The following is a 16,371-nucleotide window of genomic DNA, read 5'->3' as shown; positions in this document are numbered from 1 at the left end:
GCGCCGGCCCCGTCCCCGGCCCGTCGGCGCGGCCTGCGGGCGACCGCCCTCGTCGCCGCCTCAGTGCTCGCCGCCGGCCTGCTGGGCGTCGTGGTCGCCGGTGGCGGCACGGCCACCGCCGGCGCCGTCGGCGCGGGCAGCTACACCGAGACGCGGCCGGCCGGCGCCCTGCTGCCCAAGGGCTGCGGCGCGATCAGCACCAACCCGCGCGTCTTCACCACCGCCGACGCGCCCGCCGGCGCCATCCCCACCAACGACTGGTGGTCGTCGCTGATCTGGAAGCGCAACAACTGCACGGGCAGCGAGGTCCTGCACGCCCACCCGCTGGCGGCCAAGGCCGAGAACAACGGGCTCGGGCTGTCGTACACCACCACGCCGGCGATCAGCGGCACCGCGACCGGCGTCGGCGAGTTCCACTACCCGTACACCGAGGACGTCCGCGTCGGCATGCCCGGACTGTCCGCGCCGGTGGTCAAGGCCGCCGGGTGGACCGACTGGACGGTCACCGCCGACTGGAGCGACGGCAGCCGCACCATGCGTGCCACCATCGGCCACGGCCTGCCGTTCAGCTACTACACGGTCAGCGGCGGCACCGCGCAGCTCACCACCGCCGGGACGCCCACCGTCTGGCGCAACTCCGGCGCCACCATCGGCTTCACCGTCCGCGGCCACGACTACGTCGCGTACGCACCGACCGGCGCGACCTGGACCGTCAACGGCACCGGCATCAGCTCGACGCTGGCCGGCAAGGGGTACTTCTCGGTCGCGGCGCTGCCCGGCGGCGGCGACCGGGCCGCCCTGGCCGACACCTACGCCCGGTACGCCCACGCCCACGTCACCGGCACCCGGATGAGCTACACCTACGACCCGTCCGCCGGCACGGTGCGCACCACGTACGCGTTCACCACCACGCCCCGCGAGGGCAGCGAGACGAAGACCGTGGTGGCCCTCTACCCGCACCAGTGGCGCAGCCTCACCGGCGCCACCCCGATCTCCCCGACGTACGTCTCCGCGCGCGGCGCCATGCGGGTGCTCACCGGCGTGCCGTCGTTCACCACCACGATGCGCTTCACCGGCGTGCTGCCCGAGGTGCCCGCCGTCGGAGACTCCAGCGGCGCGGACCTGTCCACCGTCACCGGCTACCTGAACGCCGAGCAGGGCAACCCGGAGGGCCTCAGCGGGCCGGACACCTACTGGGCCGGCAAGGGACTCGGCCGGGCCGCCCGCCTCGCTGAGATCGCCGACCAGCTCGGGCAGACCTCGGTCCGCGACGCGGCGCTGAACGCGATGCGGAACCGGCTGACCAACTGGCTCACCGCCGGCTCCGGCGAGGCCGGCCAGCTGTTCTACTACGACCGCAACTGGGGCACGCTGATCGGCTACCCGGCGTCGTACGGCGCCGACGAGGACCTCAACGACCACCACTTCCACTACGGCTACTTCATCGCCGCCGCCGCCACGCTGGCCAAGTTCGACCCGGGCTGGGCCGACGACAGCCGCTACGGCGGCATGGTCGACCTGCTCATCCGCGACGCCAACAACTACGACCGCGCCGACAGCCGCTTCCCCTACCTGCGGGACTTCGACATCTACGCCGGGCACGACTGGGCCTCCGGCCTGGCGCCGTTCTTCGCCGGCAACAACCAGGAGTCCTCCTCGGAGGGGATGAACTTCGCCAACGCGCTGATCCAGTGGGGCCAGGCCACCGGCGACACCGCCGTCCGCGACGCCGGGGTCTACCTGTGGACCACCCAGTCCGCGGCCATCTCCGAGTACTGGTTCGACGTGTACGACCAGAACTTCCCGGCCGCGTTCGGGCACAAGACGGTCGGCATGGTGTGGGGCGACGGCGGGTCGTACTCGACCTGGTTCTCCGCGGCCCCGGAGATGATCCAGGGCATCAACATGCTGCCGATCACCGGCGGTCACCTCTACCTGGGCGACTTCCCGGAGTACGTCAAGGCCAACTACGCCGAGCTGGTCACCAACAAGGGCGGCCCGCCGACGGTGTGGCAGGACATCGTCTGGGAGTTCCTGGCGCTCGGCGACGGCGAGCAGGCGCTGCGCAACTTCCGGGCCAACAGCGGATTCACCAGCGAGGAGGGCGAGAGCAAGGCGCACACGTTCCACTGGATCCGCAACCTGGCCGCGCTCGGCACCGTCGACACCACAGTCACCGCGAACCACCCGCTGGCGAAGGTGTTCGTCAAGAACGGCGCCCGCACCTACGTGGCGTCGAACATCACGGCCCGGCCGCTGACGGTCACGTTCTCCAACGGCGTCACGCTCGCCGTGCCGGCCGGGAAGACGGCGACCTCCGGGGCGTACACGTGGAGCGGCGGCAACGCCACCGGCGGCGGAACCGTACCGACCGGTCCCCCGCCCACCGTGACGCCCACCCCGACGCCGACCACCGCCAGCCCGACGCCGACCACCGCGAGCCCCGGTCCGACCAGTACGGGCACCCCGCTGAAGCCGGTCCGGTACCTGCGCTCCGGCGGCGGGCTGGACGGCACCGCCGGCACCTCCGGCACGGTGAACGTGGCGGCGGCGAACGGCAACCACGACGGCACGCCGACCAACCCGCAGGTGTTCACCGCCACCGGGCTGACCGGCACGTACACCGGCGGGGCGACCGCGTTCGACCTGGCCGTCGACGCGGGCACCGCGGTCGGCAACGGCGTGCAGATCCGGGTCTCCTACGACCTGACCGGCAACGGCAGCGTCGAGCGGGTGGAGACCTACCGGTACTTCGCCACCGATCCGGTCCCGGGTGCGGAGCGCTACCGGCAGACCCAGGGTCTGCTCTCGTCCACCGGCACGCTGGGCAACCTGTCCGGCGGCACGGTACGCGTCGAGGTGTGGAACGCCATCGGCGGCGCGCCCACGATCCTCGGCGTCGGCAACAGCTCCACTGTCACCCTGCCGTACGGCTCCTGACCCGAAATTACGGCGCCCCGGCCCCAGTGGCCGGGGCGCCGGTTCGCGGCCGGGTCACGGCCAGCGGGTGGCGGTGGTCTCGAACAGCTCGCTGTCGCTCGCCACCGGGATGACGCAGAGCAGGTGCCCGCCCGGCGCGCGCAGCACGTGGCAGTCGAGCCAGCGGGAGACGGGCGTGGCGCCCAGTGCGCAGAGCCGCTCGACCTCGGCGGCCACGTCGTCGGTCTCGATGTCGAGGTGGTAGCGGGGCGCGTCGTCGACCGACTGCACGGCGGTGACCAGCCCGGGCATCACGTCGGCCAGGCCGGTGAACTCCGGTTCGGCCGGCTCGGTGCGCAGTTCCGCGCCGAGCGCGGCGGACCAGAACGCGGCCGCCTCCCCCGCCTCGTCCCGCGGCGCGTCGATGATCAGGGCGTACAACCGCGATCGATGCATCGCCCGAGCCTAGCCAGGACCGCCCTCACCGGCAGCCCGGCCCGGTCAGGCGGTCACGTGCGCGCTGTCGCCCGCCGTCGCGGCGAAGGACGTGCCGCTGACCATCCGCGCGGCGTCGGAGGCGAGGAACACCACCAGCGGCGCGACGTCCTCCGGCTCCACCCACGGCACGCCCAGCGGTGTCTTCGACCGCAGCGCCGCCACCGCCGCCTGCTCCACCTGGGCCAGGTCACCGGAGGCCGGCTTCCCCGCCTCGACGAGCGCCTGCACGTAGCGGTCCCGGTGCCGGGTCAGCGCGGTGTCGACCAGGCCCGGGATCACCGCGTTCACCGTCACGCCGTGCGGCCCGAGTTCCAGCGCGGCGGACTTGACCAGGCCGATGAGTCCCCACTTGGACGCCGAGTACGCGGACCCGTTCGTGGTGCCGTGCTGCCCCTGGGTGGACGACGTGACCACGATCCGGCCGCCGCCGCGGCGTACCAGCAGCGGTGCGAAGACCCGCAGCACGTTGGCGGCGCCGGTGAGGTTCACGTCGATCTGGTCGTGCCAGTGCTGGTCGGTCATCTCCAGCAGCGGCGCGAACGCCTGGATGCCGGCGTTGGCGAACAGCACGTCCACGCCGCCGTGCTCCCGTTGCACCGCCTCGGCCACCGCGCGTACCGCGCCGATGTCGCGCTGGTCGGCCACGTGCGCCGACCAGCGGGCACCCGCCGCCGTCACCCGCCGGCCGGTCTCGGCCAGGTCCTCCGGCGTGGCGGGCGGGAGGTCCAGGATCGGGCTGACCGGTCCGGCGGCGTCCATCCCGGCCACGTCCGCGCCGGCCTCGGCCAGCGCCACCGCCGCGGCCCGGCCGATCCCCCGCGCGGCGCCGGTGACCACAGCGACCCGCCCCGACAACGTCCCGGCCGACATCGTTCCCCCTCCGCGGGCACCGTCCGTGACGCCCTCTTCGCACGGTATGCCCGCCGGGCCGTCCCGTGCCGGGGTTCGCCCGGTCAGGCCCCGAGCCGGGGTTCGCCGGTCAGGCTCCGAGCCGCGCCCGCAACCACGCCGGGTCGGGATTGACCACCGCCCCGTCCGGCAGCACCACCGTGGGGACCGTCTCGTCGCCGCCGGTCACCGCCCGGACGGCGGCGGCGGCCTCCGGGTCGCGCCAGATGTCCACCCAGTACGCGCGTCGGGCCCGCCCGCCCAGCCGGAGACGCAGCCGCAGGCAGTACGTGCAGCCGGGCCGCCAGTAGATGACCGGCCGGCCGTCGTCCGCGCTGCGCAGACGCGCCTGCGCCGAGGTCAGCGACCGGGGGAAGGCCAGCGGCGAGAAGAGCGCCGCCACCGCGGCGAACGCGAGGAAGCCCACCACCGACGACACCCGCGTGTCCTGGCCGGCGCCCACCGCCACGCCGACGACCAGCATCAGCGCGGCCAGCCGCCAGCTGCGCATCACGCGGTCACCTCAGCCAGCAGCTCCAGCAGGTGCCGGTACGGCTGCCCGGTGGCCCGTGCCAACCCGATCTCGCAGGTGCGGTTCACCGAGGCGTACCCGTCGAAGGGCCGGGCCGTGACGGCGGCGGCCTCGGCCCGGGCGGCCGACGCGGTCAGCTCCGGGTGCAGCAGCCCTCGGTCACCGGCGAAGCCACAGCACTGCCAGCCCTCCGGGACCACCACCTCGTCGGCGACCGCGCGGGCCACTGTGAGCAGCGCGTCGTCCAGGCCGAGCCGGACCGACGAGCAGGTCGGGTGCAGCGCGAGCGAACCGATCCGGCGGCGCACGGTCAGCCGGGGCAGCAACGTGCCGGCGGTGTACGCGACCGCGTCGACGACCCGCAGGTCCCCGGCGCCGTCGAGCAGCCGCTCGAAGCCCTCGGTGCAGGACGCGGCGTCGCTGACCACCGGCAGCGCGCCGTCACGGCTGGCCGCGCGCAGCACCGGCGGGACGCGGTCACGCACCGCCCGGTAGCCGTCGGTGAGGCCCTTCGACGACCAGGGGGTGCCGCAGCACAGGTCGCCGATGCCGTCCGGCACGAGCAGGCGTACGCCGGCCCGCTCGGCGAGCGTGAGCAGCGCGGCGGCCACGCCCGTGCCGCCCCGCGCCGGGGCGAACAGCGTGCCCAGGCAGGACGGGACGAACACCGCGTCCGGGTCGGCGGCCGGGTGGGGGCGGCGCGGGGTGCCGCCGCGCGGCAGGTCCCGCTGCCACTGCGGTACCCGGTCGGCGCCGAGCACCGCGCGGGCGGCCCGGGTGGCGGCCTCGGGCAGCGCGGGCGGCAGCGCCCCGGCCAGGTCGAGCCCGCGGGCCATGCCCCGGGTGGTGGCGCTCCAGCGGCGGGCCGCGCCGCGCCAGGCGGTCCCCGCCGCCCGGCCGTGCTCCTGCGCGCGCAGCCGCTTGACCAGGTCGCCAGTGTTGATCAACACCGGGCAGGCGGTGGCGCACATGCCGTCGACCGCGCAGGTCTGCACCGCGTCGTAGTCGTAGTCGTCCGTCAGCTCCCGGACCAGCGCGGTGTCACCGGCGGCCTGCGCGACGGCGATCTCCCGGCGCAGCACGATGCGTTGCCGGGGCGTGGTGGTGAGGTCGCGGCTGGGGCAGACCGGCTCGCAGTAGCCGCACTCGACGCAGCGGTCCACCTCCTCCTCCACCGTCGGCACGGTCTTGAGGTGCCGCATGTGGATCTCCGGGTCGTCGCTGAGCAGCACACCCGGGTTGAGCACACCGTCGGGGTCGCAGAGCGTCTTCAGCTCGCGCATCACCTCGTACAGCTCGTCGCCGAACTGGCGGCGCACGTACGGGGCCATCACCCGGCCGGTGCCGTGCTCGGCCTTGAGCGTGCCGCCGTGGCCGAGCACCAGGTCGACCATCTCCTCGGTGAAGTCGGCGTAGCGCGCCGGGGCCTCGCCGCCGTCGAAGCGCTCGTTGAGCATGAAGTGCAGGTTGCCGTCCTTGGCGTGGCCGAAGATGACGCTGTCGGCGTACCGGTGCCGGTCGAACAGGCCGGCGAGCGCCGCGCACGTGCCGGCCAGCGCCTCGACCGGCACGGCGATGTCCTCCAGCAGCGCCGTGGTGCCGGACGGGCGGGCGCCGGCCACCGCCGCGTACAGGCCCTTGCGGATGTGCCACAGCGCGGCGCGGGCGGCGGGCTCGCCGCTGAGCCGGGCCGGTGCGCTCAACGGCAGGCCGGCCAGCACCGGCCCGGCGCCGCCGACCCGGTCCGCGAGCGCCTCCGGGTCGGACTCCTGCCACTCGGCGAGCAGCGCGGCGTGCCCGCGCACGGCCAGGCCGCGCAGCGCGGCGTCCGCCTTCGGGTCACGCTGGGCCACCCGCAGGGCTGCGGCGTCGAGCAACTCGACCGCCGCCGGCCCGGCGGCCACCAGCGCCGGCATGGCGGCCATCGCCGCGCCCAGGGAGTCGAAGACCAGCAGGCCCGTCGCGGCGTGCCGGTGCACGGGTACGGTGCGGAACGTCGCCGAGGCGACGAACGCGAGCGTGCCCTCGCTGCCCACCACGAGCCGGGTGAGCAGGCCGGCCGGGTCGTCGTGGTCGAGGAACGCGTTCACGCCGTAGCCCATGGTGTTCTTCATGGCGTACTGGGCGCGGATGCGGCGCACCGACTCGGGGTTGCCGCGTACCCGGTCGCGCAGCCGCAGCAGCCCGGCGTGCAGCTCCGGTTCGGCGGCGCGCAGCCGGGCGTCGGCGTCCGGGGCGCCGGTGTCCAGCACGGTGCCGCTGGGCAGGGCGAGGACCAGCGACTCCAGCGTCCGGTACGTGTTGAACTCGGTTCCGCAGGTCATGCCGCTGGAGTTGTTGGCGACCACGCCGCCGACCGTGCAGGCGGACTCGCTGGCCGGGTCGGGACCGAGCTTGCGGCCGTACGGCGCGAGCCGCGCGTTGACCTGCCGCAGCACCACCCCCGGCTGCACCCGTACCCGCCGCCCGTCGTCGAGCACCGTGAGGTCGCGGAAGTGCCGCCGCACGTCGACCAGCAGCCGGTCGGTGACCGCCTGGCCGCTGAGGCTGGTGCCGCCGGAGCGGAACGTCAGCGCGGTGCCGGTGCGGCGGCCGTAGGCCAGCAGCGCGGCGACCTGACCGGCGTCGGACGGTGTGACCACCGCGCCGGGGTGCAGCAGGTAGTGCGAGGCGTCGTGGGCCATCCGCAGCCGGTCCGCGGCCCGGGTCGCCACGCCGCCGGGCACCACCGACTCCAGCCCGGCCCGCGCGGACGCGCTCAGCTTCGTCATGATCACCGCACCTCCCCCGGCCCACAGTAGTCACGCACGCCGGGGCTCAGTCCGCGGTGATCCGGTCCAGCACCCGCCGCTGGAACGCGCGGGCAGCCGGACCGGACGGCGGCGTACCGCCCCGGCGGGCCTCGATCGAGGCTCGGATCAGCGCGGCGTCCGGGTCGTCGGCGGCGATCCGCAGCCCGGCGTCGACCTTGCCCAGCCAGACACCGTCGCGGTAGCGCACCAGCGTCCGGCAGGCCCCGAGCACCGCGTCCTCCGCACCGGGGGCCGGTTCGTCACCGGGCGGCGTGGGCAGCGCCAGCCACCAGCGCAGCGCGTCGGCCAGCAGCGCCCGCAGCGCCTCGGGTGACGGGTCGGCGAACACGTCGGCGGCGGGCGGGCCGAGCAGCGTCCGGCCGGACTGGCGCAGGATGCTGCGGTCCAGCGCGTACCAGAACCGTCCGTCGGCGGCGGGCCGGTCGGCCGGGTCGTAGGTGGCCCGGAACGGCATGGTCGCGCCGGTGTTCAGCTCGACCTCGAAGCCCGGCTCGGGGGTGCCGCAGGCGGCCACGTCGCGGCGGTAGACGACGAGTTCCAGACCGCGCGCCGGGCAGGGCAGCGACTCGTGCCGCAACCGGTCCACGAGCGTCCGCTTCGCCGTCTCCGGCAGCGGCCCGGCGACCAGCAGCGCCACGTCCACGTCGCTGCGCCCCGGCTGGTACGCGCCCAGCCCGACCGACCCGGCCGCGTACGCGCCGACGAGGTCGTCACCGAGCACGTCCCGGGATCGGCGGACCAGTTCGGCCAGGTAGTCGCGGATGTCGTCGCGCATTCCGGCATCCTGCCCCGGCCCGGTCGCGGTCAGTCCGCCGGGTCGGGACAGCACACGGTCAGCGCGCCCGGAACCACCTTGACCTTGAGCCGTTTCGCCTTGCCCCGGGCGCCGCCGTCCAGCTCGTACGTCTTCGGCGCGTCGAACCGCACCTTGATCTTGCGGCCCCGGGTGATCCGGACGAACGGCGACTCGTCGGAGCGCCCGGCGGCCATCCGGCCCAGCGTGCGCGCCCAGTCCACGGCGCCGCTGGCGGTGGACACGCCGACCTCCAGCGCCCCGTCGTCGGGGCGGGCGTCGTCGAAGGCCGGGATGCCGCCGGTGATGGTGCCGACGTTGCCGAACAGCACGCAGCTCGCCTCGTCGTCGAACCAGTCGGCGCCGTCGACCCGGATCCGGGTCCGCACGCACTCGCCGCGTACGTGCCGCAGCCCGGTCCAGACGTACGCGATCCGGCCGAACCGGCCCTTGAGCTGCCGGTCCGCGTCGCGGATCAGGTCGCCGTCGAACCCGGCGCCCGCCATCACCGCGAAGTGCTCCCCGTTGATCCGGCCCAGGTCCAGTTCGCGCCGGCGGCCGTGCAGCGCGATCCGTACCGCCTCGGGCAGGTCGACCGGGATGCCGAGGTTCACCGCGAACAGGTTGGCGGTGCCGGCGGGCAGGATGCCCATCGGCACGCCGCTGCCGGCCAGCGCGTCGGCGCACCGCTGCACCATGCCGTCGCCGCCCCACACCAGCACCAGCTCGGCGCCGGAGTCCAGCGCCGCACGGACCCGCTTGGGTGCCTTGCGGCTCTTGGGCACCTCGTACCAGAGCAGCCGCCCGACCCCGGCGGCCACGAGCCGGGAGCGCAGCTCGTCGAGCCCACCCCCGAACGTCTTCTTCCGGTGGGCGACGACAGCGACCACACCGGCCGGGGGCGCGGCGGGAGCGGGGGCGATGTCCGGGCGTTCGGCAGTGCGCGTGTCCATGGCCCGGCTGGTACCCGGACACCGCGGATCCCACGCCTGCGCCCGGCGCGACGCGCCCGATTCGGATCAACGGCGTACTGTGCCCGGGCCGACACGTTCGGTACAGTGCGGGGCGTCGATCCGTGCCGCCGGGCACGGTTCCGAAGGGTGCGGGATGTCGGTACGGACGGGGTTGGTGGCGCGCGGCACGCTGCGCCTCGGCCTGCTGCTCGGCGCCGTGGCCGTCGTCTGGGGCGCCCACGAGGCCGCATCCGGCTCGGCCGCCCACGCCGCCGAACGGGAGCCGTCCGGTCCGCTCACCGCCACCGTCGGGGTGCTCACCCACACGCTCGGGACGGTGCTCGGCCTGCCCGTGTCCGGAACCGACGACGGCGACGCGGCCCCTTCCGGGCCCGGCGACGCCGCGGCGTCGCCGGGCCGCCCACACACCCCGCCGGTCGTCGAGGCGGTGGTGACGCCGGTCCAGGACCGTGTGCTCACGCCCGTCACGGACGGCCTGCGTCCGGTCACCGACCCGCTGCGCGACCACCTGCTCGCGCCCGTCGCCGACGGTCTGCGCCCGGTTACCGACCCGGTGACGGTGGGCGTGCTCGACCCGGTGGCGGACCTGCTGTCCCCGGTCGTGGAACCGTTGCGCCCAATCCTCGGCCCGGCCTGGCGGGGCCTGGAACCGGTGCTCGACCCGCTCAGCCCGGTGACCGATCTGCTCGATCCGCCGGCCACGCCGGACCCCGGATCGCCGGCGCCCGGCGAGCCCGTGCCCGAGCCGTCCGATCCGGTCGTCCCGGTCGTTCCGGCCGACCCGGCCGCGACGCCGGCTCCGGCTCCCGGGCGTGCGCACGACGCGCCGCCCCGCGCGGCCGGGCCGGTCCTCGCCGCACCGGCGGCGCGCACCCTCACCGCCGTCGGCACGCGGTGGGTGGACCCCGTACGCAGCCGGGCACCGGCTGCCGTCGGCCCGGCGGCGCACGTCACCACCAGGCCCGCACTGCCGCTGCCGCTCGACGGCGTCACCCACGGCGGCGGCGCCGTGCACAGCGAGCCGGCCGACGCGGACGCGAACCGCTGGCGGCTGCCGGCGCTCACCCACGGCTACGCGCGACCGGCGGCCGACCCGCTGCCGCCGTCCCGCACGTCGCGCCCCGGCACCAGACCTGCCTGAGCGGACTCCACAGGCACCACCTCCGATCCGGAGCACGGGCGTGCCGCCCGACTGCCGCAAGCCGCGGCGGCGCCGCCGACCGTCGTCCGGCGCCCGCAACCGACCCGATAACGCCTGGAAAACAGGAGTTCGTTCATGAGCACAGCTCTGCCCGTCGTCCGCGCCCGGTGGTGCGACATCGGCCGGATCGCCGATCTCGTCGCCGAGGCCCTCGCGCCCACCGCGCTGGCCGCCTGGCTCGTCCCCGACACGTCCCGCCGCCTGCCGGTCCTCGCCGCCGTGGCGCGGATCTGGACCGAACACGCGTTGCTGTTCGGCGACGCGTTCCTGCTGCCCGACGGCAGCGCCACCACCGTGTGGTTCCACCGCTACCGCCCGATCCCCTCCCCCCACCGGTACGCCGACCGGCTCGCCGGCGCCGCCGGGCCGGACGAGGACCGGTTCCGCCGCCTCGGCGCGGAACTGGCGGCACGCCGCCCGGCCGAGCCGCACAACCATCTGGCGCTGCTGGCCGCACCCCGGGGCGGCGCGACGCAGGCGCTGTCCGCGGCGCAGTGCCGGATGGACACGTTGAGCCTGCCCACGTACGCGCACCCGTGCGCCGGTGCGCAGGAGGAGGAGCTGCTGCGGCGGCTCGGCTACGCCGAACAGGAGACGTTCGCCGCCCCGGACGGCACGCCGGTGCGGGCGTTGTGGCGGTCGGCGCCGTTCCACGCGGGCGGCAACGACAGGTGGCGGACCCGCCGGGCCGCCCGCCGGGAACGCGACCACCGGGCCGTCGGCTGGGCGGCGCGCTGACCGGGTGAGCCCTCCGGGCCGGGGCGGCAGCCGTCCGCCCCGGCCCGGACCCGCGCCACACCGTCCGGGTTCGTCGGCCGGTGCCATCGGCGCAGCTCGGTTAGCCTGCGAGCCGGGCACGACTCAGCCGAGCAGTCGGAGGTAACGCGTGCGGAACAGCGGATCCACCCCGGAACCGGGCGGCGCGGCCCAGGTGCGCCCCAGGCGCAAGCGGCGGCGTCTGCTGGTCGTCCTCGCGGTCTGCACGCTGCTGGCCGGCTGCGGGCTGGTCGCCGGCGGCTACTACTTCGACAGCGTGCCGACGCCCAGCGACCTGAAGCTGCCCGAGTCCACCACCGTCTACTACGCCGACGGGCGCACGCCGATGGCGAAGCTGGGCGCGCAGAACCGCACGATCGTGCCGTACGACCAGATGAACGACTCGGCGAAGCAGGCGATCGTGGCGGCCGAGGACCGTACGTTCTGGACGAACCAGGGCATCGACTTCAAGGGCGTGCTGCGTGCGGCCTGGGCCAACGTGAGCGGCGGGCAGCGGCAGGGCGCGTCCACGCTCACCCAGCAGTACGCGCGCATCGCCGCGGACCTGCGCGGGGTCACCTACTCCCGCAAGCTGCGCGAGGCGGTGATCGCGTGGAAGCTCGACGACGCGTACTCCAAGGAGGAGATCCTCGGTTTCTACCTGAACACCGTGCCGTTCGGGCGGGGCGCGTACGGCATCGAGGCGGCCGCGCAGACGTACTTCGGCAAGACGGTACGCCGGGACGCGCCCGCCGCGCGGCAGCTCACGCCGGCCGAGGCGATGGTGCTCTGCGCGATGGTGAAGCAGCCGGAGGCGGACCCGGCCGACCCCGAGGGCTCGCCCGGCTACGACCCGCGCCGCAACGCGCTTGCTCGGCAGAACTCGATCGACAGGTGGAACTACATCCGCGACGGCATGGTCAAGCTCGGCTACCTGACGCCGCAGCAGGCGGCGGATCTCGCGTACCCGGACACGGTCCGGCCGATCGACAAGGACGCGGGCCGGTCCGACCTGGACCGGCCGACCGGCCTGGTGGTCAACCACGTGCTCGCCGAGCTGCGCCAGACCGAGCCGTTCCGCGGCAAGCCCGACGAGGTGATCCGCGACGGCGGCTACCGGATCGTCACCACCGTCGACAAGCGCGTGCAGGACGCGGCCGAGGCGGCGGCGGACATCCGCCGCGACACCGCGCCGCAGGCGGTACGCGGCCAGCCGCGCAACTGGCAGGCGGCGCTGGTGGCGGTGGAGCCGGGCACCGGCCGGGTGCTCGGCTACTACGGCGGCGACAAGGGCTCGGGCGCGGACTACGCCGGCTGGTACTACGACGAGAACGGCGAGACCCGCGGGTTCGGCCAGCATCCGCCGGGGTCGTCGTTCAAGGTGTACGACCTGGCCGCGGCCGTACGCGACGGGATCTCGGTGAAGCAGCGGTTCGACTCGCCGGACACCAAGGAGTTCCCCGCCTCGGGGCGCACCAGGGGGAGCTCGGCCGGGCCGATCCGCAACGCCGAGCGCGCGTCCTGCCAGCCGGACTGCGCGCTCTGGGAGGCCACCGTCGCCTCGCTGAACGTGACCTACTTCGAGCTGACCGAGAAGCTGGGCACCGACAAGGTGATCGAGATGGCCCGGCAGGCGGGCGTGGAGTCGATGTGGGAGACGGTCCGGGGCAATCCTCGGCCGCAGCGCGTCGACCTGCGCAGCGATCCGGCTGACGAGGTGGCGAAGCGGTTCTCCACCGAGGTCGGGATCGGGCAGTACGGGATCACCGTGCAGGACCACGCGAACGGGATGGCGACGTTCGCGGCCGGCGGCAAGCGTGCCGACGCGCACTTCGTCCGGTCGGTGACCAAGGACGACGAGGAGGTGTGGGCCGAGCAGCTGCGGACGACGGACCTGGGCCTGGACCGGGAGGCGACCGACCAGCTCGACTGGACGCTGCGCCGGGTGCGGGCCGCCGAGCTGGGCAACGGCTGGGACTCCGCCGGCAAGACCGGCACGTGGCAGGCCGGTCAGAGCACCACGCAGAACGTGCACACCTGGATGGTCGGCTGGACCGGCGCGCTCGCCTCGGCGGTCTGGCTGGGCACCACCGACGGCAAGCCGCTGCGGACGAGGGGCGGCAGCTACGAGGTGTACGGCTCGACCGGCGCCGCGCCGATCTGGCGGCAGTTCATGACCCGGGCCACCGCGGCGATGAAGCTCGACCCGGGCAAGTACCGCTTCGGCGAGCCGAAGTTCCCCGGCGAGACGCCGGAGCCGACCCGGTCGGCGCCACCGCCGCCGACCACCGCCGCGCCGACGCCGTCGCAGACGCCGAGCCCGAGCCCTTCCTCGTCGAGCCCGAGCCCGGGCCCGACCGGTCGGCCGACGTCGCGGCCGACGCTGACGCCGTCGCTGCCACCGCTGCCCACCGTGTCACCGACGCGTACCCGCGGCCCGCGCTGACCCGGCCGGGTGGCGGCCGAGCCGCCGCCCGGTCGCGCGCACGGCGACCTCGCGTCTATGCGCGCCATTCGCGCACAGCGGCAACGTCCGCAATTTGCACCGGCGTCCATCCACCACCGACGATATTCGCCCTGATCAGGGCCTATTGAAGATCATGGTTGCCTGAATCGACGCGTGCGGCGACACGCCCGACTGTCAGTCGTTGCCCAGGTCACCCATTGCTCCGGGCTCGGGAGACGTGTGATTGTGCACCAGCGAGCCGCCGACCCCCGGCGAATCGCGACGGTCGATCTGTCGACCCGGAGCCACGCCGGCAGCTCCGGTGACCGGCCGTCACCCTGCCTCGCACCACCGCGCCGCCCGTCCTCACCGGGCTCCGTGCGGCGCGCCTGTAGAACAGGAGCAATCCCCTGTGAAACTCTCACCTCGCCTCGCCGCGCTCACCGGCGCAGCTGCGGCCGGCCTGCTCGCCGCAGGCACCGCCGCCGCCGTGCAGGCCGCGCCACCCGGACCCGCCTCCCCCAACCCGGCGCAGGCCCGCGCGACCGCCGCCGACTCGGCCCGCGCGCTGGTCGCGAACCGCCCCGCCTACCTGCAGGCCGGCTCCGACGACGCGTTCGTCCAGAAGCCGGTCATCTCCTCCGAGGGCACCCAGTACGTGCCCTACGAGCGCACCTACAAGGGCCTGCCGGTGGTCGGCGGCGACTTCGTGCTCGCCACGGACCCGGCCGGCAACCTGAAGTACGCCTCGGTCGCCCAGCAGCGGCCCATCGGCGCCCTCGCAACCACGCCCGCGCTGACTCCGGCCGCCGCCGCGAAGACGGCGCGCGCCCAGCTCAAGACCGTGAACGCGGTCGAGGGCACCACGCTCGTGGTCTACACGCTCGGCGCCGCACCGGCGCTGGCCTGGGAGACCACGGTACGTGGCACCAGCGCGGACGGTCCGAGCCGGCTCACCGTCGACGTCGACGCGCGCACCGGCGCGGTCCTGCGCAAGCAGGAGCACGTGGTGCGCGGCACCGGCACCGGCGCCTGGAACGGGCCCAGCCCGCTCACCCTCAACACCACCCAGTCGGGCTCCACGTACACCATGAAGGACCCGACGGTCACGAACCTGAGCTGCCAGGACGCGGCGAACAACACCACGTTCAGCGGCTCCGACGACGTGTGGGGCAACGGCACCGCCACGAACAAGGAGACCGGCTGCGTGGACGCGCTGTTCTCCGCGCAGACCGAGCACAAGATGCTCGCCCAGTGGCTGGGCCGCAACGGCGCCAACGGCAACGGCGGCTACTGGCCGATCCGGGTGGGCCTCAACGACCAGAACGCCTACTACGACGGCAGCCAGGTGCAGATCGGCAAGAACACCGCCGGTCAGTGGATCGGGTCGCTGGACGTGGTGGCGCACGAGATCGGCCACGGCATCGACGACAACACCCCCGGCGGCATCTCCGGCGGCGGCACGCAGGAGTTCGTGGCTGATACGTTCGGCGCGGCCACCGAGTGGTTCGCCAACGAGCCGTCCAGCTACGACGCGCCGGACTTCCTGGTCGGCGAGAAGATCAACCTGGTCGGCTCCGGCCCGATCCGCAACATGTACAACCCGTCGGCGCTCGGCGACCCGAACTGCTACTCCAGCAGCATCCCGTCGACCGAGGTGCACGCCGCGGCCGGGCCCGGCAACCACTGGTTCTACCTGCTGGCCAACGGCAGCAGCCCGACCAACGGGCAGCCGTCCAGCTCGACCTGCAACAGCAGCAGCGTGAGCGGCCTGGGCATCCAGAAGGCCATCAAGATCATGTACAACGCCATGCTGCTGAAGACGTCGTCCTCGTCCTACCTGAAGTACCGCGTCTGGACGTTGCAGGCGGCGAAGAACCTCTACCCGAGCAGCTGCACCGAGTTCAACGCGGTCAAGGCGGCCTGGGCCGCGGTCAGCGTACCGGCCCAGTCGGGTGAGCCGACGTGCGCCGGCGGCACCCCGACGCCCACGCCGACCGCCACCACCACCCCGCCGTCGGGCGGCTGCTCCGGCAACAAGCTCGCCAACCCCGGCTTCGAGTCGGGCAACGTGAGCTGGAGCGCCTCGTCCGGCGTCATCACCACCGACAGCAGCCAGGCCGCACACGGCGGCTCGTACAAGGCGTGGCTGAACGGGTACGGCTCGTCGCACACCGACACGCTCAGCCAGTCGGTGACGATCCCGGCCGGATGCCGGGCGACGTTGAGCTTCTGGCTGCACATCGACAGCGCGGAGTCGACCACCAGCACCGCGTACGACAAGCTCACCGTCAAGGCGGGCAGCACCACGCTGGCCACCTACTCCAACCTGAACAAGGCCACCGGCTACGTGCAGCGGTCCTTCGACATCTCGTCGCTGGCGGGCACCACGGCGACCATCTCGTTCAGCGGCGTGGAGGACAGCTCGTTGCAGACGTCCTTCGTCGTCGACGACACCGCGGTCACCCTGAGCTGACCGTGGCGTAGCGCGGCCGGTCGTCGTCCTCCCGGCGGCCGGCCGCCTCGTCGTGTCGGGCCGGTCCTGGCGTCG

11 protein-coding genes are annotated in these 16,371 nt (G+C 74.3%); 5 read left to right on the top strand and 6 right to left on the bottom strand.

Features of this window, described 5'->3' with window-relative positions; genetic code table 11:
* On the top strand, positions 1-2,940 hold a 2,940-nt coding region (locus F8279_RS30885; protein ID WP_305069410.1), incomplete at its 5' end, for a glycosyl hydrolase.
* Between the two features lie 54 nt (positions 2,941-2,994).
* On the opposite strand, the gene F8279_RS18585 is transcribed toward F8279_RS30885, so the two are convergent.
* The 6 genes from F8279_RS18585 to F8279_RS18560 form a co-directional block, all read right to left on the bottom strand.
* Positions 2,995-3,375, bottom strand: coding sequence for a VOC family protein (locus F8279_RS18585; protein WP_091418183.1), 381 nt, complete (start codon positions 3,373-3,375; stop codon positions 2,995-2,997).
* A gap of 45 nt (positions 3,376-3,420) precedes the next feature.
* Positions 3,421-4,287 carry an SDR family NAD(P)-dependent oxidoreductase gene (locus F8279_RS18580; RefSeq protein WP_091418180.1) on the bottom strand — a complete coding sequence of 289 codons (867 nt, stop codon included), beginning with the start codon at positions 4,285-4,287 and terminating at the stop codon, positions 3,421-3,423.
* A gap of 109 nt (positions 4,288-4,396) precedes the next feature.
* Entirely contained in the window at positions 4,397-4,816 is a 420-nt protein-coding gene (locus F8279_RS18575; RefSeq protein ID WP_091418177.1) for a glutaredoxin domain-containing protein, read from the bottom strand.
* Entirely contained in the window at positions 4,816-7,608 is a 2,793-nt protein-coding gene (locus F8279_RS18570) for an FAD-binding and (Fe-S)-binding domain-containing protein (protein WP_091418494.1), read from the bottom strand. Before F8279_RS18570 ends, F8279_RS18575 begins: the two co-directional genes overlap by 1 nt.
* Positions 7,609-7,654: 46 nt before the next feature.
* Positions 7,655-8,425 (bottom strand): nucleotidyltransferase, encoded by a 771-nt coding sequence (locus tag F8279_RS18565; RefSeq protein ID WP_091418175.1) that lies wholly within the window; start codon positions 8,423-8,425, stop codon positions 7,655-7,657.
* A gap of 29 nt (positions 8,426-8,454) precedes the next feature.
* The gene (locus F8279_RS18560) at positions 8,455-9,396 is read right to left on the bottom strand and encodes a diacylglycerol kinase family protein (protein ID WP_091418172.1); all 942 of its coding nucleotides are present in this window, start codon (positions 9,394-9,396) and stop codon (positions 8,455-8,457) included.
* Positions 9,397-9,550: 154 nt separating this feature from the next.
* Between F8279_RS18560 and F8279_RS18555 the strand changes: the two genes are divergently transcribed.
* From F8279_RS18555 to F8279_RS18540, 4 genes are all read left to right on the top strand, one after another.
* A complete protein-coding gene (locus F8279_RS18555) occupies positions 9,551-10,558 on the top strand; it encodes a hypothetical protein (protein ID WP_225853323.1) in 1,008 nt (335 codons plus the stop codon).
* 135 nt (positions 10,559-10,693) lie between these two features.
* Positions 10,694-11,356, top strand: coding sequence for a hypothetical protein (locus tag F8279_RS18550; protein WP_091418166.1), 663 nt, complete (start codon positions 10,694-10,696; stop codon positions 11,354-11,356).
* 148 nt (positions 11,357-11,504) lie between these two features.
* Positions 11,505-13,820: a transglycosylase domain-containing protein gene (locus F8279_RS18545; protein ID WP_091418164.1), complete on the top strand. Its 2,316-nt coding sequence runs from the start codon at positions 11,505-11,507 to the stop codon at positions 13,818-13,820.
* Positions 13,821-14,232: 412 nt separating this feature from the next.
* Positions 14,233-16,296, top strand: coding sequence for a M4 family metallopeptidase (locus F8279_RS18540; protein WP_091418161.1), 2,064 nt, complete (start codon positions 14,233-14,235; stop codon positions 16,294-16,296).
* The last annotated feature ends 75 nt before the right edge of the window (positions 16,297-16,371 follow it).

This window comes from Micromonospora sp. AMSO1212t, assembly GCF_008868145.1.
GTDB lineage: Bacteria > Actinomycetota > Actinomycetes > Mycobacteriales > Micromonosporaceae > Micromonospora > Micromonospora tulbaghiae.
Note: the sequence above shows the minus strand (reverse complement) of the source record. Positions and strands in the feature narration are given on the sequence as shown.

Bases quoted from the DNA above. Each gene is read 5' to 3' on its own strand.
- F8279_RS18550 (WP_091418166.1), top strand. From the start codon at position 10,694: ATGAGCACAGCTCTGCCCGTCGTCCGCGCCCGGTGGTGCGACATCGGC.
- F8279_RS18575 (WP_091418177.1), bottom strand. From the start codon at position 4,816: ATGCGCAGCTGGCGGCTGGCCGCGCTGATGCTGGTCGTCGGCGTGGCG.
- F8279_RS18585 (WP_091418183.1), bottom strand. From the start codon at position 3,375: ATGCATCGATCGCGGTTGTACGCCCTGATCATCGACGCGCCGCGGGAC.
- F8279_RS18560 (WP_091418172.1), bottom strand. From the start codon at position 9,396: ATGGACACGCGCACTGCCGAACGCCCGGACATCGCCCCCGCTCCCGCC.
- F8279_RS18565 (WP_091418175.1), bottom strand. From the start codon at position 8,425: ATGCGCGACGACATCCGCGACTACCTGGCCGAACTGGTCCGCCGATCC.
- F8279_RS18555 (WP_225853323.1), top strand. From the start codon at position 9,551: ATGTCGGTACGGACGGGGTTGGTGGCGCGCGGCACGCTGCGCCTCGGC.
- F8279_RS18580 (WP_091418180.1), bottom strand. From the start codon at position 4,287: ATGTCGGCCGGGACGTTGTCGGGGCGGGTCGCTGTGGTCACCGGCGCC.
- F8279_RS18570 (WP_091418494.1), bottom strand. From the start codon at position 7,608: ATGACGAAGCTGAGCGCGTCCGCGCGGGCCGGGCTGGAGTCGGTGGTG.